Here is a 17,741-nt window from a genome sequence, read left to right as displayed (position 1 = left end):
GGTTGCGGGAGAAACACCCGCTCCCTCCCGAGGAATTCGATATGAGCACGTCAAAACTGGTGGAGATCCCGGAACCCCTGGCGGCGTCGTACGCCCGCGCCTTCGGCGAGGAGGGACAGGCATGGATCGCCGCCCTGCCCGCGCTGGTCGAGGAATTACTGGACCGCTGGGAGCTGACGGCGGACGGCGCCTCCGCGTCGGGCGAGGCCTCCCTCGTGCTGCCGGTGCTGCGCACCGACGGCACCCGCGCCGTCCTCAAGCTCCAGCTGCCCAGGGAGGAGACCTCCGCCGCCATCACCGGACTGCGCACCTGGAACGGGCACGGCGTCGTGCGGCTGCTCGACCACGACCCGCGCAGCAGCACCATGCTCCTGGAGCGGCTGGACGCGTCCCGCACGCTGGCCTCGGTCGAGGACGACGACGCCGCCATGGGCGTACTCGCCGGGCTGCTGGCCCGGCTGGTGTCCGTCCCCGCGCCGCGGGGGCTGCGCGGCCTCGGCGACATCGCCGGCGCCATGCTGGAGGAGGTGCCGCGGGCGGTCGCGGCGCTGGCCGACCCGGCCGACCGGCGGCTGCTGAACGACTGGGCGTCGGCGGTGGCCGAACTGGTCGGCGAACCCGGCGACCGGATGCTGCACTGGGACCTGCACTACGGCAACGTCCTCGCCGCCGAGCGCGAACCCTGGCTCGCCATCGACCCCGAACCGCTCGCCGGTGACCCCGGCTTCGACCTGTGGCCCGCCCTGGACAGCCGGTGGGACGACATCGTCGCACAGCGGGACGTCGTACGCGTCGTGCGACGCCGCTTCGACCTGCTGACCGAGGTCCTCGGCCTGGACCGGGCACGGGCGGCCGGCTGGACGTACGGCAGGCTGCTGCAGAACGCCCTGTGGGACATCGAGGACGGCAGTGCCGCCCTCGACCCCGCCGCCGTCACGCTCGCACAGGCGCTGCGGGGCCACTGACCCCGGCCGGGCCGGGACGACGGCAAAGGAATCGGCGGTGCCCCGGCACCGCCGATTCGGTTTATCCGGGGGAAGTCCCCTGTTCGAGTGCCGACATTCTTCAGTCGAACGGCGGCCGTGTTCGCCGACCGCGCCCCGGCTTCGCTATGCTCGCGGCCCATTGGCGGCTCACTCGGCCTGCAATTCCAGGGCGAGGCGACAGCGAGGCGGGCAGCGGCGGCGTGATTTCGCCGCGGGGTTCGCCGCTGCCGCGCACGGCTTCTTTTCGACAAGGCCGGGGCAAGCCCGCGAGCACTCCCCGGAACGTCCGCCGAACACATGTCGAATTCGCGCTGAAACACCCGCTGAAGCGTCCGTCGCAGCACCAATTCCTGCCGACAGCAGTTGAGGAGGGCCATGAGCCTGGTCAGTGTGCACAACGAATGGGACCCGCTGGAGGAGATCATCGTCGGAACGGCGGTCGGTGCCCGGGTCCCCCGGGCCGACCGCAGCGTGTTCGCCGTGGAGTACGCGGACGAGTACGACAGCCAGGACCAGGTTCCCGCCGGCCCGTACCCGGACCGGGTGCTCAAGGAGACCGAGGAGGAACTGCACGTCCTGAGCGAGGAGCTCACCAAGCTCGGCGTCACCGTCCGGCGGCCCGGGCAGCGTGACAACTCGGCCCTGGTCGCCACCCCCGACTGGCAGACCGACGGCTTCCACGACTACTGCCCGCGCGACGGACTGCTCGCAGTCGGCCAGACCGTCATCGAGTCACCGATGGCGCTGCGCGCCCGTTTCCTCGAGTCCCTCGCCTACAAGGACATCCTGCTGGAGTACTTCGCCAGCGGTGCCCGGTGGCTCTCCGCGCCCAAGCCGCGGCTCGCCGACGAGATGTACGAGCCGACCGCGCCCGCGGGACAGCGGCTGACCGACCTGGAGCCGGTGTTCGACGCCGCCAACGTGCTCCGGTTCGGCACCGACCTGCTCTACCTGGTCTCCGACAGCGGCAACGAACTGGGCGCGAAATGGCTCCAGTCGGCGCTCGGCAGCACCTACAAGGTCCACCCCTGCCGCGGCCTGTACGCCTCCACGCACGTCGACTCCACGATCGTGCCGCTGCGCCCGGGCCTGGTCCTCGTCAACCCGGCGCGCGTCAACGACGACAACATGCCGGACTTCCTGCGCTCCTGGCAGACCGTCGTCTGCCCGGAGCTGGTGGACATCGGCTTCACCGGGGACAAGCCGCACTGCTCGGTGTGGATCGGCATGAACCTGCTGGTGGTCCGCCCCGACCTCGCGGTCGTCGACCGCCGTCAGACCGGCCTGATCAAGGTGCTGGAGAAGCACGGCGTCGACGTGCTGCCGCTCCAGCTCACGCACTCGCGCACCCTCGGCGGCGGCTTCCACTGCGCCACGCTGGACGTCCGGCGGACCGGCTCCCTGGAGACCTACCGGTTCTGACGTCCGGTCCGGGCCTGCGGCGGCCCCCTTCGGCCGCAGGCCACTCACCCCCCCGACCGCGACAGGAGGTTCGCCCCAACGTGATCGGATACGGAGTCTGCGTCGGCCCGTCCGACCTGTTCGACCGCATCTGCCGTCCGGGAATCGAGCGCGTCCGGACACCGGGCAGCCCGTTGTTCACCATGCGCAACCAGCGCTCCCTGTTCGAGGCGTACAACGCCATGTTCGACCAGGCCGCCGCCAACTCGGAGGTCACCGGCCTGGTGATGCTCCACGACGACGTCGAGCTGCGCAAGAACCCCGCCGACGTCGCCGCACCGGTCTTCGAGGACGACTCCGTCGGCATGCTCGGCTCCCTCGGCGGCTCGGACACCGTCTCCCTGGCCTGGTGGAACGAGAAGGCGACCAGGCGCGGCCGCGTCACCGACTACGACAAGGTGCACGACTACGGCTCGGGCCTGCACGAGGTGCACGCCGTGGACGACGTCATCCTGTGCGTCAACCGCTGGGTCATCGAGAACGTGCGCTTCCCGGCGGGCCGCTACCGCGGTTTCGAGGGGCTCGGCGTCATCCTCGCCTCCCTGGTGCGCGCCGCCGGGAAGCGCGTCATGGTGCAGGACCTCCAGGACGTCATGCACCACAACGCGGGCCGCGGCTTCAACGGCCTGAAGGACTGGCGGTACAACGAACTGCGCTGGCAGCGGCAGTTCTTCGACCTCGGCCCGCTGGAGCGGGTGGGCAGCGTCCTGGAGGAGCTGACCGTGCCGGCGGTCCCGCTGCGCATCGCGGCACGACGCCTGGCCCTGCGCGCGGCGGGCCGGGGGTTCGAGGAGAGCGACGGGGAGTCCGGCGACCCCGCGACCGACGAACTGGTGGACGGCTGGTACCGGCGGTGCACCCGGCTGCGCGGCCGGATGCGGATCTGAGGAGGGGACATGGCGGCATTCACACGGCTGCACTACGACGTCGGGAAGATCCCGCTCGGGGATCTGGTGCGCAAGGTGCTGGCGGTGGACGACCTGGAGGGCCTCGCGGCGAGTGACCGGGTCGCGACCCGGGAGACCGACCAGAGCACCGACTACCACAAGCGGTTCTACGAGGCCTTCGACGCCGTCGAGCCGGCCTACCGCGAGCTGGCCCGCACCCTGCTCGGCGCGGACGCGGAACACCACTACATCCAGCGCGTGCCCACCTTCCGGGTGCACCTGCGCAACTCCCTCGCCGTCGGCGACTGGCACCGCGACAGCGACTTCGGGCACGACCCCAACGAGGTCAACTACTGGGTGCCGCTCACCCGCGCCTACGGCAACAACACGGTGTGGATCGACAAGGAACCCGTGCGCGCCGAGTACGGCGACGTGATCGTCTTCGACGGCGCCAACACCTGGCACGGGAACGTCGTCAACGACACCGACATCAGCCGGGTCAGCATGGACTTCCGCACCATCCCCCGCGACAAGTACCGCCCCAACGACAAGAAGTCGGTCTCCTTCGGGATGCCGTTCCTGCTCGGGGAGTACTGGGACGTCCTCTGACCCCGCCGCGGACACCGCCCGGCCGCCCGGGCCGCGCGAGCGCCGGACCCCGGCCCGCGCGGCCCGGGCGGGGGCAGCGGTGAACGTGCCGTCCACCACCAGTTCGACGTCATGAGGCCTGTATGCAGACCAGCGCGCATCCCGCTCCGGCCCGCGCAGCGGACCCCTCCTACGAGGAGGCCCTGCTGTCCCAGGACGAGCGGTTCCGTACGTTCCTGGCCGGACTTCCCGCCGACACACCGGTGTGGTTCTGTTTCTTCTCCTCCGGACTGATGCACGTCATCCAGCACTTCCTGCGTTTCGTGCCGCCCCGGCTCAACATCGCCTTCGTGTGCAGCGGGCTCACCGACGACGAGATCCGCCTGCGCGACACCATGTCCGGCGGCCGGCCCGCCTTCGACCTGGACGAACGGGTCGGCAGCCACGAGATCTTCGAGTTCCTGCTGCGCAACCTCGACCGGCCGTTCGGCATCGTCGACAGCGACTGCTTCGTCATGGACGCCGACTGGTTCACTCGGTGCACCGACGATCTGGAACCGGACGTCGCCGTCAGCAGCCCGCTCAGCTACGGCCCGATCCCGCTGGCCGCGCCGCCGTTCATGGCGATCAACCCGCTGGCCCGCCCCGAGATCGAGCGCGCCATCGGCGGCCCCGTCTCGCCGGCGGCGTACTCCTACACACCGCCCGGCCCCGAGAAGGAGATCGACGGCGCCATGGTGCGCCTGATCGAGCCGCACCACGAGGCGGCGCTCGCCAAGGTGCTGGCCATGGAGGGCCCGCGCCTGCCCTTTCCGCAGGGCGGCCTGCTGGACGTGCTCGACGACGGGCGCGAGGTCCGCAGCCACGAGCGCCACCACCACGCCCAGAACGGCAACGGCGTCATCCGGGTCGTCTTCGACGGGCTGATGTTCTACCAGCTCATGGCCCTGGCCGCGGGCTGGCGGATCGCCCACTTCCACAGCTTCCCCGGCACCAAGGTCTTCTCCGCGCAGATGGTGCACGCCGGGGGCATCTCCTACTGGCACCGGCTGCGGCCCAGCGAGATCGCCGCCGGCATCCACGAGCTGCCGTGGTCGGCGCACATCGACGCGCTGCTGCTGGAGAACTTCACCGCCCGCCCCGACGCGCCCCCCGCCTACCGCGCCCGCGGCACCCGGCTCGCCGCCAACCTGCGGCAGTCCGGCACCACCCTGGGCCGGCTGCGGGACGACCTGCGCGGAAAGCTCGCCTCGTCCGGCGTCGACGTCACCGACCCGCGCTGGCGCGCCGTCCTCGGCTGAGCAGCCGTACGCGGCCGAGACAGCCGTACCCGACCCGGACAGCCGCGCACGGCCGAGACAGCCGTACGCGACCGACACAAGGGAGCCAAGCTCCGTGCGCATCCTGCTCACCGGCCATCAGGGCTACCTCGGCACCGTGATGGCCCCCGTGCTGACCGCCGCGGGCCACCAGGTCACCGGCCTGGACAGCGGCCTGTTCGCCTCCCGGGTACTCGGCGCCCTGGACGTCCCGGACGTCCCCGGCCTCGCCCTGGACCTGCGTGACGTCACCGTGGACACCCTCCGCGGCTATGACGCCGTCGTGCACCTGGCCGCCCTCTCCAACGACCCCCTGGGCTCGCTGGACCCTGAGCTCACCCACGCCGTCAACCACCACGCCTCCACCCGCCTCGCCCGGCTGGCGAAGGAGGCCGGCGTCACCCGGTTCGCCTACGCCTCGACCTGCTCGGTGTACGGGGCGCAGAGCGGCGACGCACCGGTCGACGAGGACGCCCCCCTCAAGCCGGTCACCCCCTACGCCGTGTCCAAGGTGCGGGTCGAGGACGACCTCGTGGAGCTGGCCGACTCCGGCTTCGCGCCGTTCTTCCTGCGCAACGCCACCGCCTTCGGCTTCTCGCCGCGGCTGCGCTCCGACATCGTGCTCAACAACCTGGTGGGGCGGGCGGTGCTGGGCGGCCGGGTCACCGTGCTGTCCGACGGCACCGCGTGGCGGCCCCTGGTGCACGCCGAGGACATCGCGCGGGCGGTGCTGGCCGGACTGGCCGCACCCGCCGCCACGGTGCGGGCGCGGGCGTTCAACATCGGCACCGAGGAGAACAACCGGACCGTGGCCGAGATCGCCGAGGCCGCCGCTGCGGCGGTGCCCGGCTCGGTGGTGGAGATCACCGGCGAGACCGGCAACGACCCGCGCTCCTACCGGGTCGACTTCACCAGGGCCCGCACCGAACTGGGCCACCGGGCCACCTGGACGATCCCCGACGGCGCGGCCCAGCTGGCGAGGGAGTACCGCGCTCGGGGCCTGACCCGCGCCGCCTTCGAGCACGACTTCACCCGGCTCGCCGTCCTCGAACGCCGCCGGCGGGAGGGCTCGCTCGACGGGGACCTGCGGGTGCGCCCCGCGCGCGTCCGGCGGGACGGGGACCATCGCACGGCCACGGCTGAGGAGGGATGACAGTGGACTCGGACATTCCGGTGGTGCTCCTGTGCGGGGGCTACGGCACCCGGATCAGGGAGGCGAGCGAACGGCTGCCCAAGGCCATGGTGGACATCGGGGGCCGGCCCATCCTGTGGCACATCATGAAGATCTACAGCCACTACGGCTTCCGCCGGTTCGTGCTGTGCCTCGGCTACAAGGGCTGGGCCATCAAGCAGTTCTTCCTCGACTACCGTGCCCAGCTCTCGGACTTCACCATCTCCCTCAGTGACGAGCACCGGATCCGCTTCCACGACGACCGGGCCGACGAGAACTGGGAGATCACGTTCGCCGAGACCGGCCTGGACACGGCGACCGGCGCTCGGCTGCGCCGCGTGCGGCGCTACGTGGACACCGACGACTTCATGATGGGCTACGGCGACGGGGTCGGGAACATCGACCTGGCGGCGCTGGAGAAGGAGCACCGCGCTGCCGGCCGGATCGGCACCGTCACCGGTATCCACCCGACGTCGAAGTTCGGCGAGATGGACGTCGAGGACGACCAGGTGCTGGAGTTCAACGAGAAGCCGACCCGGGTGACCGGTTTCGTCTCCGGCGGGTTCTTCATGTTCCGCCGCGAATTCCTCGACGACTACCTCGACGACGACCCGAAGCTGTGGCTGGAGAGCGCCCCGCTCCAGCGCCTGGCCCGCGACCGGCAGCTCACCCTGCACCCCCACCACGACTTCTGGTGCGCGATGGACACCTTCAAGGACTACCAGCACCTCAACGAGCTGTGGGCGGCCGGCGACGCGCCCTGGAAGGTGTGGGAGCAGCCGGGGAACCGGTCCGTCAGCCCGGGAACAGCTCGTTCTGCTCCTCGCGCAGCCGGTCGACCAGCCGGCCCGCCGGCAGCCGTACGTCGTCATAGGTGAGCACCGCGTCCCGGGCGATGTCCCGGCGCAGCACGCAGCCCTCGGCGACCCCCATGGGCAGCAGCCGGGACGCCAGGGTCGCCGCGTGGGTCTCGGCGACGCCGTAGGTGTCGTAGCCGCCGATGCCGTCCACGACCGTGCCGGCCTTCAGGTCGCGCTTGGCGGTGGCCACCACGTCGACCCGCGGGCCGGCCGGCGGCGTCAGCGCGGCGTCGGCGAAGTCGACCGCGCGCGCGATGGTGTGCGGGACCTCGAAGTGGCACAGGTGATAGGGCGTGTAGAAACTGTAGAGCGGGCCCTTCCCGAGCTTGTACAGCTCCAGGTAGTGCCGCTGCCGGGGGTCGTCATGGGTGCCGATCACATACACGCCGGGCCCGGGCCTGGCGCCCACCACGTAGTCGACGACACCGCCCAGTTCACGCAGCTCGTCGATGTCGTAGACGCCGGTGAGCTCGTCGACGTGGCCGGTGTGCCCGCGTCCGTACATGCCCCGCCGCGCCACGGTCAGGCCGTGGGCGTTGGCGACGATGGCCTGCTCGAAGGAGACCTTCGTGCCGTCGGCGAAACTCGTGACCATGTGCACGTTCTGGCCCCAGCGTTCGGCGAACGCCTTCTGCGTGGCGGGGGTGCGGTACTCGTCCTGGAGGCCCTTGACGTTGCCGGCGACCAGCGGGGTGACTCCCAGACCGCGCACGAAGCGCAGCAGGTTGCCCTGCACGCCGGGCTGGTCGCCGTCCGCAGCGGTGAGCACGACCCCCGCCGCACGGGCCCGGTGGGCGAGCAGCGGGCCGACGGTGCCGTCCAGTTCCGCGTTCATCGTCACCACGGGCAGCCCCCGCTCCAGGGCGGCCACGGTGACCCTGGCACCGAACTCCACCGCGCCGGTGACGTCGACCAGGCAGTCGATCCCCTCGGCGGCGAGCAGCGCGAAGGCGTCCTCGGTGACCACGGGACGTCCGGCGGCCACGGCGGCCTCGACATCGCCCGCGCCGTTCGCCCGCACCGGCCGCACGCCCGCCTCGGTGTACGCGCGCTCGGCGGTGGCGAGGCTCCGGTTGGCGATTGCCGCCAGCCGCATGCCGGGCACCGACCGTACGATGTGGCGTGCCAGTCCGCGCCCCATGAAACCGGCGCCCACCATGCCGACCCGTATCGGCCGGTCCCGCTCCTCGCGCCGGCGCAGCGCGGTGTCGACGATGATCATCGCGACCCCGCCGGCACCTCGGACAGCAGCGGCCAGCCGGCGTCCTTGTCCGACACCAGCTTCACCGGCGCCGGCCACTCGACCCCGAGCGCCGGATCGTTCCAGCGCAGACCCCTTTCCGCGCCGGGGGTGTAGGCGGCGGAGACCTGGTACACCGTCTCCGTGTCGTCGGCCAGTGTCAGGTACGCGTGCGCGAAGTTGCGGGGGACGTGCAGGGCGAGCCGGTTGTCGGCGGTGAGTTCCGCGCCGAAGTGCCGCAGGAACGTGGGGGAGTCGGGACGCAGATCGACGATCACGTCGTAGATCGCGCCGCGCGTGCAGCGAATCGTCTTCGCCTCGGCGTTCGGCTCCGTCTGATAGTGGAATCCGCGGAGCGTGCCGGCGCGGTGGTTGAACGAGAGATTGCACTGGACCACGGCGGGCTCCAGTCCCGCCCGCTCGAACTCCTCCCGGCAGAACGAGCGGGAGAAGAACCCCCTTTCGTCCCTCAATTCGCTCAGTTCGATGAGAGCGGCGCCGGCCAGCGGAGTTTCATGAATCAACACGGGTGATATTTCCCTCCGTCGGGTTGCCTGCGGAATGACGAAGCTACACAGTGGCAGCCACGGGTGACAGGTGCGGCTATCCGGAGGAAACGTTCAACTGCTCACTTCCCGCACTCGAACGGCTCCTGGTTGACGCACCGTCCGCCGGGCTCGGTATCATTGCGCAATGCGCCCGTTACCTGCCGCAGACCCAGGAAATCCGGATATTCGTTCAGCCGCACGGTTTTTGCTGTGGCTCGCGGGTCGCATCGCCTGGCCGCTGAGCGCCGCCGCGTTCTGCGGCGTGCTGTGGCTCGGCTCCCAGGCGCTCATGCCGGTGGTCATCCGGGAGGCCATCGACGACGGACTGGTGCCCGGCGACATGGACGCCGTCCTGTCCTGGTCGGCCGTCCTGCTCGGACTCGGCGTGGTCCAGGCCGTCTCCGGAACCGTCCGCCGCCGTCTCAACATGTACAACTCCCTCTCCGCCGGCTTCCGCACCGTGCAGCTCGTGGTCGGGCACGCCAACACCCTCGGCGCCACCCTGGAGCGGCGGGTGGACGAGGGCGAGCTGGTCAGCGTCGGCACCTCGGACATGAACGCGCTGGGCCACGCCTTCGACATCGTCGGACGGACCGTCGGCGCCGTGATCTCGGTCGTCCTGGTCTCGGTCGTCTTGGTCCGGCAGTCCGCCACCCTCGGCATGATGCTGATCGTCGCGGTCCCCGCGATCGTCCTCACCATGGGCTACACCCTGCGGCCGCTGCACCGCCGGCAGAGCGCCTACCGCGACCTCCAGGGCGAACTGACCTCCCGGCTCACCGACGTGGTCGCGGGACTGCGCGTCCTGCGCGGCATCGGCGGCGAGACGCCCTTCGCCCGCTCCTACCGGGAACGCTCGCAGCGGGTACGGGCCGCGGGCGCCCGGGTCGCCGGCGCGGAGGCCCTGATCCGCGCGGCCCAGGTGCTGCTGCCCGGTCTGCTGGTCGGCACCGTCACATGGATCGGCGCGCGCGCGGCGCTCGACGGCAGCGTCTCCCCGGGCGAACTGGTCGCCTTCTACGCCTACGCGGCCTTCCTCGTCGAGCCGCTGGGCATCTTCACCGAGACCGCCGACCGGTTCGCCCGCGCCCACGTCGCCGCCCGCCGCGTGGTCACCGTCCTGCGCATGCGGCCGAAGGCAGCGCCCGAGCACGCCGACGGGCCCATGGGCACCCTGGCCACCGCGCTCGTCGACGAGACCACCGGCCTCACGGTCACCCCCGGAACCTTCCACGTCGTCGTGGCACCCTCGGCGGAGGGCGTGCGGCTCGCCGACCGGCTCGGCGGATACGACGAGGCCCCCGTCCGCCACGACGGCCGGCTCCTCACCGCGCTGGCCCCCGACGAGGTCCGCCGCCGCATCCTGGTCGTCGACAACCGGCCCCGGCTCTTCCGCGGACCGCTGCGCGCGAGCCTCGACCCGCACGTGACGGCAGACGACACCGCCATCACCGCGGCCCTCCGGGCGGCCGCCGCCGAGGACATCGTCGGCCTCCTGCCCGACGGCCTCGACACCGACATCACCGCCGACGGCCGCCACTTCTCCGGCGGCCAGCGCCAGCGCCTGGTCCTGGCCCGCGCCCTGCTCGCCGACCCCGACGTGCTCATCGTGGTCGACCCCACCTCGGCGGTCGACGCGCACACCGAGGACCTCATAGGGCGACGGCTGCGCGCCGCCCGGTCCGGCCGCACCACCGTCCTCGTCAGCTCCAGCCCGCTGCTGCTCAACCAGGCCGACCGGGTCTCCTTCCTGTCCGGCGGCCGGGTCGCGGCGGCCGGCACCCACCGGGAACTGCTCGCGGCCAGCGAGGACTACCGCCTCGTCATCCAACGCGAGACCGGCGAGGCCCCGCCCGGGCCCCTGCCGTCCACCGACCTCGTGACCCGGGGGAGCGCCGAATGAGCCGGACCCGGCTGCCCGTCGCCGGCACCGCCGAAGTCCGGGCGCACGGAGCGGCGCTGGCCCGCCGTCACGCCCGCGACCTCACCTGGATGCTGGCCCTGCACGGGCTGGCCGCCGTCTGCGGCCTGCTCGGGCCCTGGCTGATCGGACGCCTCCTCGACGAGGTCGTCCGGGGCACCACCCTCAGCACCGTCGACCACATCGGGATCGCCCTGCTGCTGTCCCTGGTGGCACAGGCCGTCCTGACCTACTGGGCGGTGCAGCGCTCCTGCCGGTTCGGCGAGAAGGTCACCGCCGAGGTCCGCGAGGACTTCGTCGACCGCGTCGTCCGGCTGCCCCTGCCGACCGTGGAGGACGCCGAGCCCGGCGACCTCATCACCCGGGCCTCCCGCGACACCGACGCGCTCACCAACACCGTGCGCTACGGAGTGCCCGAAACCCTGATCGCACTGATGACCTGCCTGTTCACCTTCGCGGCGCTGGTGCTGGTCGGCCCCCTCACCGCGCTGCCCAGCCTCGTTGTCGTCCCGCTGCTGTGGGCCGGCACGCGCTGGTACCTGCGCCGGTCGCAGGCCGCCTACCGGCGCCGCGGCGCCAGCTACACCGCGCTCGGCGACACCCTCGCGGAGACGGTTCCCGGCGCCCGCACGGTCGAGGCGCTGCGGCTCCAGGCATGGCGGCGGCGCGCCCTCGACCGCGACCTCGCCGAGGCCTACGAAGCCGAACGGCACACGATGTGGCTGCGCAGCTCCTGGTACCTGACGGTCGAGCTCAGCTACGTCGTCCCCGTCGTGGCGACCCTGGCGATCGGCGGGCTGCTCTACACCCAGGGCCTGGCCACCGTGGGCCAGGCCGTCGCGGCCACGCTCTACGTACGGCAGCTGATCTTCCCGCTGGACGACGTGCTGAGCTGGATGGACGAACTCCAGATCGGCTCCGCCTCGCTCGCCCGGGTGCTCGGCGTCAGCGAACTCCCCGACGACCGCCGCCCCAGCGGCGCCCGCCCCGACGGCCGGCAGCTCACCGCCCGCTCGGCCGGCTACTCGTACGTGCCGGGCCGCGACATCCTGCACGGCGTCGACCTGGATCTCGCCCCCGGGGAGCGGCTGGCCGTGGTCGGCCCGTCCGGTTCCGGGAAGTCCACCCTCGGCAAACTCCTGGCCGGCGTCTACGAACCGGTCTCCGGGACCGTCGAACTCGGTGGCGTGCGACTGGTCGACCTCGGCACCGAGGAACTCAGACGCCGTATCGCGCTGGTCACCCAGGACCACCACATCTTCCGCGGCACCCTGCGGGAGAACGTCACGCTCGCCCGGCCCGCCGCCGACGACGAGGTCGAGCACGCGCTGAAGGCGGTCGGTGCCGCGGAGTGGGCGGCGGCCCTGCCCGACGGACCGGAGACGGTGGTCGGCTCCGGAGGCCACCAGCTGACCGCCGCCCAGGCGCAGCAGATCGCGCTGGCCCGGCTGGTCCTCGCCGACCCGCACACCGTGGTCCTCGACGAGGCCACCGCGCTGCTGGACCCGGCCACCGCCCGGCACACCGAGCGCGCCCTCGCCGCCGTACTGAGCGACCGCACCGTCATCGCCATCGCGCACCGGCTGCACACCGCGCAGAGCGCCGACCGGATCGCCGTGCTGGAGAACGGCCGGATAAAGGAACTCGGAAGTCATCAGGAACTCCTGGCCGCGAACGGCGCCTACGCCGCCCTGTGGCGCGTATGGCACGGCGATTGAACTCATTGCCGAAATCCCGCGTCCGGTCCTAGCCTGACCGTCATGAATTCCAGGAAACCGCATGTGGACTGGGACATCCTTTTCGGCGACGACTACGATTTCTTCGACCTTCCCGACCTCACTCCCGAACTGAGCGAGCGAGAAGCGGCGGCCATGGTGAAACTCGGTGGATTCGAACCGGGGATGGCCCTTCTCGACGCGCCCTGCGGGCACGGCCGGCACGCCAATGTGCTGGCCGCCCAGGGATATGCGGTGGTCGGTGTGGACCGGGACGAACGCTTCCTCGAGATGGCCGCCGCCGAGGCCGGGCAGCGCGGCGTCGACGTCGACTACCGGCTGCTCGACCTGCGGGAGATGGACTTCGACGCCGAGTTCGACGCCGCCGTCTCCTGGTACAGCTCCTTCGGCTACTTCGACGACGAGACCGACCGGGACATCCTCCGCCGCTACCGGCGGGCCCTGCGCCCCGGAGGCCGCTTCCTGCTCGACATGCACTCTCCCTACCGGCACATACCGAGCATCCTCGCCAACCACGAGATGCACGTCGACGTGCTGCGCCGGGGCGGCAACATGGCCATCGACATCCAGGAACTGGACGCCGAGGCCAGCCGCTACTACGCGGAGAAGATCACCATCCGGGGCTCGAAGGTGGAGCGCGCCCGCTACAGCGTCCGCATGTTCACGGCCCCCGAGATCGTGGAATGGTTCCGCACCGCCGGTTTCTCCGAGACCCGCGTCATGGACGAACACGGCGGCACGTTCACCGTCTCCAGCCGCCGCCTGGTGGTCCTCGGCACCGCCTGAGCAACACCACCGCGACAATCCGCGCATCCACCGCCATTGAAGGGGGTTCCATGGTCGCCGACGCCGACCAGCTCGTCGCCTCGTTCGACACGCTCCGCCCCGAACAGTCCCTGGAAGCCTTCCGCGCCCACTACGCCGCCCACCGCTGCGCCCAGCTCCCGCAGGTCGCGGACGTCACCGAGCTGCGCGTCGCGGCCCGCTCGGCCTACGACCGCCTCCGCGACGAACCGGTCCTCGACGCCGAGCGGCACGCCGAGGACGACGGAAAGCTCGGCTACGGCTTCCGCCTGCTGCGCATCGACACCAGGGCCGACTCCCCGGAGCACGCCGAACGCGTCACCACGGTCTTCCGCGAGCAGGGCCTGCTCGACTGGGCCGAACGCGCCGCCGAGGAACTGCTCCCGCTGGTCGGCCGGATCACCGGCCGGACCCTGCGCTACGAGCGGTTGTTCCTGCTGGCCTACCGGGAGGGCGACTACATCGGCCCGCACGGGGCCGAGCACGACACCGACCTCGACCGGTTCAACCTGCAGTTCCCGCTCTGCTACGACACCGTCGGAGCCATGCGCATACTGCGCGACGGCTTCCTGGAGACGATGTACGACCGCGACGGCGACGCCCGGCTCCTCGGACCGCGCATGTGGCACGAGGTCCCGCCGCTGCTGCGGCTGCCCGGCGGCCCCGACCCGCTGCGGCTGGTCGTCTCCCTGCGGCTGAGGGCGGACTAGTGCCGCCCGGCGCACGGGGCACCGCCGACCGCGCCGACGCACTCGCCTCGGTGGCCGCCGAGGTCTTCCGGCGGCACGGGGTGGACTTCGTCCAGGCCCGGCGCGCGGCCGGCTGGACCAACGCCACCTGGCTGGCAGGCGGTCTGGCGGTGCGGGTCGCCCGGGTGCCGGGCACCGACGACCTGAGCCGCGAAGCCCGGCTGGCCGCCGTGCTGCCGCGGGAGGTCGGCTACCCGAGCGTCGTGGACACCGGGACCACCGGCGGATACGAGTGGGTGGTCACGGAGGAGATCGCCGCGAGCAGCCTGGACGACGTCTGGGCGGACCTCGACTGGGACCGGCGCATCACGGCCACGCGACAGCTGTGGGCCAGGGCGCGGGCAGTGCACCGGGTCGCCCCGGACGCCGCCCGCCCGCTGGTCCGGAAGCGCAACCCCTTCTACGCGACGACGCCGGACGAAGCCAAGGCGGGGCTGCGGCGACTGCACACCGCGGACGTCCTCACCGGCCGCGAGTTCGCGCGCCTGGCCCGCGCCCTGGACCAGCACTGGGCGGCACTGCCCGGCGCGGTGCCCGTCCTCAACCACGGCGACCTGTCACCGGTCAACGCCCTGTGGGACGGCACCCGGGTGGTGTCGCTGCTCGACTTCGAATTCGCGGTGCTCGCCCCGGTGCACCTTGACCTCAACGAGCTCGTGAAACTCGCCTTCGCACCACCGGAGCACGGCACCGTGCCGACCGAGGAGGAGACGGCGGGGCGCCGCCGGCTCCAGGCCGCGGTGACCGAGCTCGCGCGCCCCCTGCTGCGCACCGCCTCCGACATCGACCTGCTCATCGGCCACTCGATCCAGCTCGAGACCTGGGGACTGGAGCGGGAACTGTCCAAACCGGGCCGGGAGGCCTACCGCACCTGGGAGCCGTACCGGATGCTGGTCGCCCTCGCGGACGGCGGCGGCTGCTACGCCCCCCTCCTGGACGCGCTGGGCTGAAGCACACCGGCGGCGGGGCCCTCACCCTGGAGAAGTAGCGTGAAGACTGCCTCCCACGGCGCCCGGCGGCAGCCCGGCCGGGCCCTCCCGGACCCGGCCGGGATGGTCCCCCTCGCCTGGCGGCCGGTGTTCGGCATAGCGGCCTCGACCGCGGCACTGCTGTTCGCGTTCGCCGGGCGCCACGGCTACGACGGCGACGAGCTGTACTTCGTCATCGCCGGCCGCCACCTGGACTGGGGCTACGCCGACCAGCCACCCGGAGTGCCGGTGCTGGCGCTGCTGGCCGACACCCTCGCTCCGGGATCCCTGCGGGCGCTGCGCCTCCCGGCGATCGCGGCGACCGCTGCCGGGATCGTGCTGGCCGCGCTGCTGGCACGGGAGATGGGCGCGGACCGGCGGGCGCAGTGGCTGACCGCGGCCGCCTACGCGCTGGCCTTCGGAGCGCTCGGGCGGCTGCTGTCCACCATGGTCTTCGACCTCACCCTGTGGACCCTGCTGAGCTGGCTGCTGGCACGCTGGGTGCGCTCCCGCCGGGAAGGCGTCCCACGCGACCGGCTGCTGCTCGCCGCGGGTGCGGTCGTCGGCGTGGCGTTCCAGGTCAAGTTCCAGATCGCCGTGTACTGCGCGGCGCTGCTGACGGCCGTACTGCTGTGCGGGCCCCGTTCCCTGCTCACCCGGCCGTCCCTGTGGGCGGGGGCCGCGCTCGCCGCGCTGTCCGCCGTGCCGACGCTGCTCTGGCAGCACCGGCACGGCTGGCCGCAGTGGGAGATGGGCGGGGCGATCGCCGCGGAGGTGTCGCGGATCGACGGCACCGCGGAGAACCTGGCGCTGATGGTCCTGGGCCTCGGGCCGGTGCTCGGTCTGGTGCTGGGGGCGTACGGGCTCGCGAGGCTGCTCGCCGGCCGGGAACCGTCCGACTGCCGCTTCCTCGCGGTCGCCGCCCTCCTGGTGACCGGCTTCGTCGTCCTGACCGGCGGACGCGCCTACTACGTCTACGGGGTGTTCCCGGCCCTGTGGGCGGCGGGCGCGGCCGGCTTCCAGCGGCGGCGCGCGGGCCTGCCGGGCCGGTGGGTGGGCCCCGTGATCGCGGTGTCGGTGCTGTGGCCGCTCGCGGACCTGCCGCTGCTGCCGCGGGACGCCTACGCCGACCGGCCGCCGCACCGCTTCGACAAGCGCGCGGAGATCGGCTGGCCCGAACTGGCCGACCAGGTCGGCGAGGTCTACCACCGGCTTCCCCCCGGTGTGCGGGACCGCACCGTCGTCATGTCCGACGACTACTGGGTGGCCTCCGCACTGGCGTACTTCGGACCCGCCCGCGGACTGCCGGCCGTGCACAGCGGTTCCCGGGGCTACTGGTTCTTCGGCGCACCCGACGCCGACCGGACCACCGTCATCTACGTCGGCGATCCCGAACCCGCGGTGCGCGCACATTTCGGCGTGGTGCGGCAGGTCGCCACGGTCGACAACGGGCTCGGCATCGACACCGACTACCAGGGCCGCCCGATCTCGCTGATCACCGGTCAGCAGCAACCCTGGCCGCGGATCTGGCCCCAGCTCCGGCGCCTGAACCTGCTGGACTGACCGACGAGGACGGCGTCACGCCCGGGACCGCTCCTCGGCCTCCACCACGTCTACGCCTCCGCCGCACCCGACGAACGGGTGTCCCGGACGGTGGCCGCCCCGCCGGGCAGGGGGCTGGTGACGGACGGCCGCCGTACGACCAGGGAAGCGACCTCGAAGGACATCTCGTCCGTCCCCGGTGGCGGCGGCGGGTGGTAGCGGCCCGCGCAGACCGAGAGGTTGACGATGAGGCAGGCGTGCCAGGAACGCCCGACACCCCGTCCGTCCGCGAACACCTCCCGGCCGTTCAGCCACCAGACCACCGAGCGCCGCCCGAACTCGGTGCGCAGGTCCACCCAGGCGCCCGGGCGGACGGCGCTGTCCCGGACGTAACGGTGCGTGTCCCGCACGTGGTTGCTCAACTCGAGGAGATCCGGGTGGTCGGGGTGGTATTCGAAGACGTCGATCTCCTGGTCCCCGTCCCGCCAGGTCCAGATGGCCGGCCAGGCGCCGACCTCGTGCGGCAGCCGCACGCGGGCCTCGAGGACGTCTCCCGAGCGGACGACGAACTCCTCCCGGCTGCCCTCGGTGGTCAGCAGCCCCGTGTTCCACCTGCCGTCCGGGCGCCGGGTGGCCCGGAAGACCCCGGAACGGCTGTACTCGGCGTCCGGGACCAGGTAGTCCAGCTTGTCGTCGCCCGGATTGACCGGGCCGCCGTCGGGATAGGCCCACGAGCGGCCGGCGACCCACTGGGCCTCCGAGCCGAAATCGGCCGTGAACACGATGTCCGACACGTTCGAGCGGCGCGGCGCCGGCAGCGGGCCGCCCGGGATCGATTCGTCCATGCAGGAGATATGGCTGCCGGTGGGCCGGTCATGCCTCGGGACCCGGCACGCCGGAGGAAATTGACCCGTCCGGGTTAATCGAGCGGTCCGTCCCGTACGCCCGGCAGGCAGGAACC

Annotated in this window: 16 protein-coding genes; 13 read left to right on the top strand and 3 right to left on the bottom strand. The window is 72.0% G+C overall.

Features of this window, described 5'->3' with window-relative positions; all coding sequences use genetic code 11:
* Positions 1-41: 41 nt before the first annotated feature.
* From SGLAU_RS01135 to SGLAU_RS01105, 7 genes are all read left to right on the top strand, one after another.
* Positions 42-965 (top strand): aminoglycoside O-phosphotransferase APH(6)-Ib, encoded by a 924-nt coding sequence (locus SGLAU_RS01135; RefSeq protein WP_052413554.1) that lies wholly within the window; start codon positions 42-44, stop codon positions 963-965.
* Positions 966-1,361: 396 nt separating this feature from the next.
* Entirely contained in the window at positions 1,362-2,408 is a 1,047-nt protein-coding gene (locus SGLAU_RS01130) for an inosamine-phosphate amidinotransferase (protein WP_043497526.1), read from the top strand.
* Between the two features lie 80 nt (positions 2,409-2,488).
* Positions 2,489-3,334, top strand: coding sequence for a glycosyltransferase (locus SGLAU_RS01125; RefSeq protein WP_043497520.1), 846 nt, complete (start codon positions 2,489-2,491; stop codon positions 3,332-3,334).
* A 9-nt stretch (positions 3,335-3,343) separates the two neighbouring features.
* Positions 3,344-3,943: a streptomycin biosynthesis protein StrG gene (locus SGLAU_RS01120; RefSeq protein ID WP_043497515.1), complete on the top strand. Its 600-nt coding sequence runs from the start codon at positions 3,344-3,346 to the stop codon at positions 3,941-3,943.
* 122 nt (positions 3,944-4,065) lie between these two features.
* The gene (locus SGLAU_RS01115) at positions 4,066-5,223 is read left to right on the top strand and encodes a hypothetical protein (RefSeq protein WP_052413553.1); all 1,158 of its coding nucleotides are present in this window, start codon (positions 4,066-4,068) and stop codon (positions 5,221-5,223) included.
* Positions 5,224-5,317: 94 nt separating this feature from the next.
* Positions 5,318-6,394, top strand: coding sequence for an NAD-dependent epimerase/dehydratase family protein (locus tag SGLAU_RS01110; RefSeq protein WP_052413552.1), 1,077 nt, complete (start codon positions 5,318-5,320; stop codon positions 6,392-6,394).
* Between the two features lie 2 nt (positions 6,395-6,396).
* Positions 6,397-7,290, top strand: coding sequence for a glucose-1-phosphate cytidylyltransferase (locus tag SGLAU_RS01105; RefSeq protein WP_208868872.1), 894 nt, complete (start codon positions 6,397-6,399; stop codon positions 7,288-7,290).
* Here SGLAU_RS01105 and SGLAU_RS01100 read toward each other — a convergent pair.
* A complete protein-coding gene (locus SGLAU_RS01100) occupies positions 7,208-8,494 on the bottom strand; it encodes an NAD(P)H-dependent oxidoreductase (RefSeq protein ID WP_043497513.1) in 1,287 nt (428 codons plus the stop codon). The two genes, SGLAU_RS01105 and SGLAU_RS01100, sit on opposite strands and share 83 nt — an antisense overlap.
* On the bottom strand, positions 8,491-9,039 hold the full coding sequence (gene rfbC, locus SGLAU_RS01095) for a dTDP-4-dehydrorhamnose 3,5-epimerase (RefSeq protein WP_043497507.1): 549 nt from the start codon (positions 9,037-9,039) through the stop codon (positions 8,491-8,493). The genes SGLAU_RS01100 and rfbC overlap by 4 nt, the downstream gene beginning before the upstream one ends.
* A gap of 226 nt (positions 9,040-9,265) precedes the next feature.
* On the opposite strand from rfbC, the gene SGLAU_RS01090 reads away from it, so the two are divergent.
* The 6 genes from SGLAU_RS01090 to SGLAU_RS01065 are packed head-to-tail and all read left to right on the top strand — an operon-like array spanning position 9,266 to position 16,801.
* On the top strand, positions 9,266-10,963 hold the full coding sequence (locus tag SGLAU_RS01090) for an ABC transporter transmembrane domain-containing protein (RefSeq protein WP_244315149.1): 1,698 nt from the start codon (positions 9,266-9,268) through the stop codon (positions 10,961-10,963).
* Positions 10,960-12,699, top strand: a complete 1,740-nt coding sequence (locus tag SGLAU_RS01085; protein WP_043497503.1) for an ABC transporter ATP-binding protein — start codon at positions 10,960-10,962, stop codon at positions 12,697-12,699. The genes SGLAU_RS01090 and SGLAU_RS01085 overlap by 4 nt, the downstream gene beginning before the upstream one ends.
* A 42-nt stretch (positions 12,700-12,741) precedes the next feature.
* A complete protein-coding gene (locus SGLAU_RS01080; RefSeq protein ID WP_043497502.1) occupies positions 12,742-13,503 on the top strand; it encodes an SAM-dependent methyltransferase in 762 nt (253 codons plus the stop codon).
* Positions 13,504-13,553: 50 nt separating this feature from the next.
* Entirely contained in the window at positions 13,554-14,231 is a 678-nt protein-coding gene (locus SGLAU_RS01075) for a hypothetical protein (protein WP_043497501.1), read from the top strand.
* The gene (locus tag SGLAU_RS01070; protein WP_043497498.1) at positions 14,231-15,220 is read left to right on the top strand and encodes a phosphotransferase family protein; all 990 of its coding nucleotides are present in this window, start codon (positions 14,231-14,233) and stop codon (positions 15,218-15,220) included. Before SGLAU_RS01075 ends, SGLAU_RS01070 begins: the two co-directional genes overlap by 1 nt.
* Before the next feature lie 39 nt (positions 15,221-15,259).
* Entirely contained in the window at positions 15,260-16,801 is a 1,542-nt protein-coding gene (locus SGLAU_RS01065) for a glycosyltransferase family 39 protein (protein ID WP_244315148.1), read from the top strand.
* A 50-nt stretch (positions 16,802-16,851) separates the two neighbouring features.
* On the opposite strand, the gene SGLAU_RS01060 is transcribed toward SGLAU_RS01065, so the two are convergent.
* Positions 16,852-17,625 carry a family 16 glycosylhydrolase gene (locus SGLAU_RS01060; RefSeq protein WP_244315147.1) on the bottom strand — a complete coding sequence of 258 codons (774 nt, stop codon included), beginning with the start codon at positions 17,623-17,625 and terminating at the stop codon, positions 16,852-16,854.
* Positions 17,626-17,741: the final 116 nt, after the last annotated feature.

Origin of the sequence: Streptomyces glaucescens, assembly GCF_000761215.1 — a bacterium.
Lineage (GTDB): Bacteria > Actinomycetota > Actinomycetes > Streptomycetales > Streptomycetaceae > Streptomyces > Streptomyces glaucescens_B.
This window is presented reverse-complemented; position numbering and strand designations above follow the sequence as displayed.

Coding starts and splice junctions, on each gene's coding strand:
- SGLAU_RS01135 (WP_052413554.1), top strand. CDS start 42: ATGAGCACGTCAAAACTGGTGGAGATCCCGGAACCCCTGGCGGCGTCG.
- SGLAU_RS01075 (WP_043497501.1), top strand. CDS start 13,554: ATGGTCGCCGACGCCGACCAGCTCGTCGCCTCGTTCGACACGCTCCGC.
- SGLAU_RS01085 (WP_043497503.1), top strand. CDS start 10,960: ATGAGCCGGACCCGGCTGCCCGTCGCCGGCACCGCCGAAGTCCGGGCG.
- SGLAU_RS01130 (WP_043497526.1), top strand. CDS start 1,362: ATGAGCCTGGTCAGTGTGCACAACGAATGGGACCCGCTGGAGGAGATC.
- SGLAU_RS01100 (WP_043497513.1), bottom strand. CDS start 8,494: ATGATCATCGTCGACACCGCGCTGCGCCGGCGCGAGGAGCGGGACCGG.
- SGLAU_RS01060 (WP_244315147.1), bottom strand. CDS start 17,625: ATGGACGAATCGATCCCGGGCGGCCCGCTGCCGGCGCCGCGCCGCTCG.
- SGLAU_RS01120 (WP_043497515.1), top strand. CDS start 3,344: ATGGCGGCATTCACACGGCTGCACTACGACGTCGGGAAGATCCCGCTC.
- SGLAU_RS01115 (WP_052413553.1), top strand. CDS start 4,066: ATGCAGACCAGCGCGCATCCCGCTCCGGCCCGCGCAGCGGACCCCTCC.
- SGLAU_RS01080 (WP_043497502.1), top strand. CDS start 12,742: ATGAATTCCAGGAAACCGCATGTGGACTGGGACATCCTTTTCGGCGAC.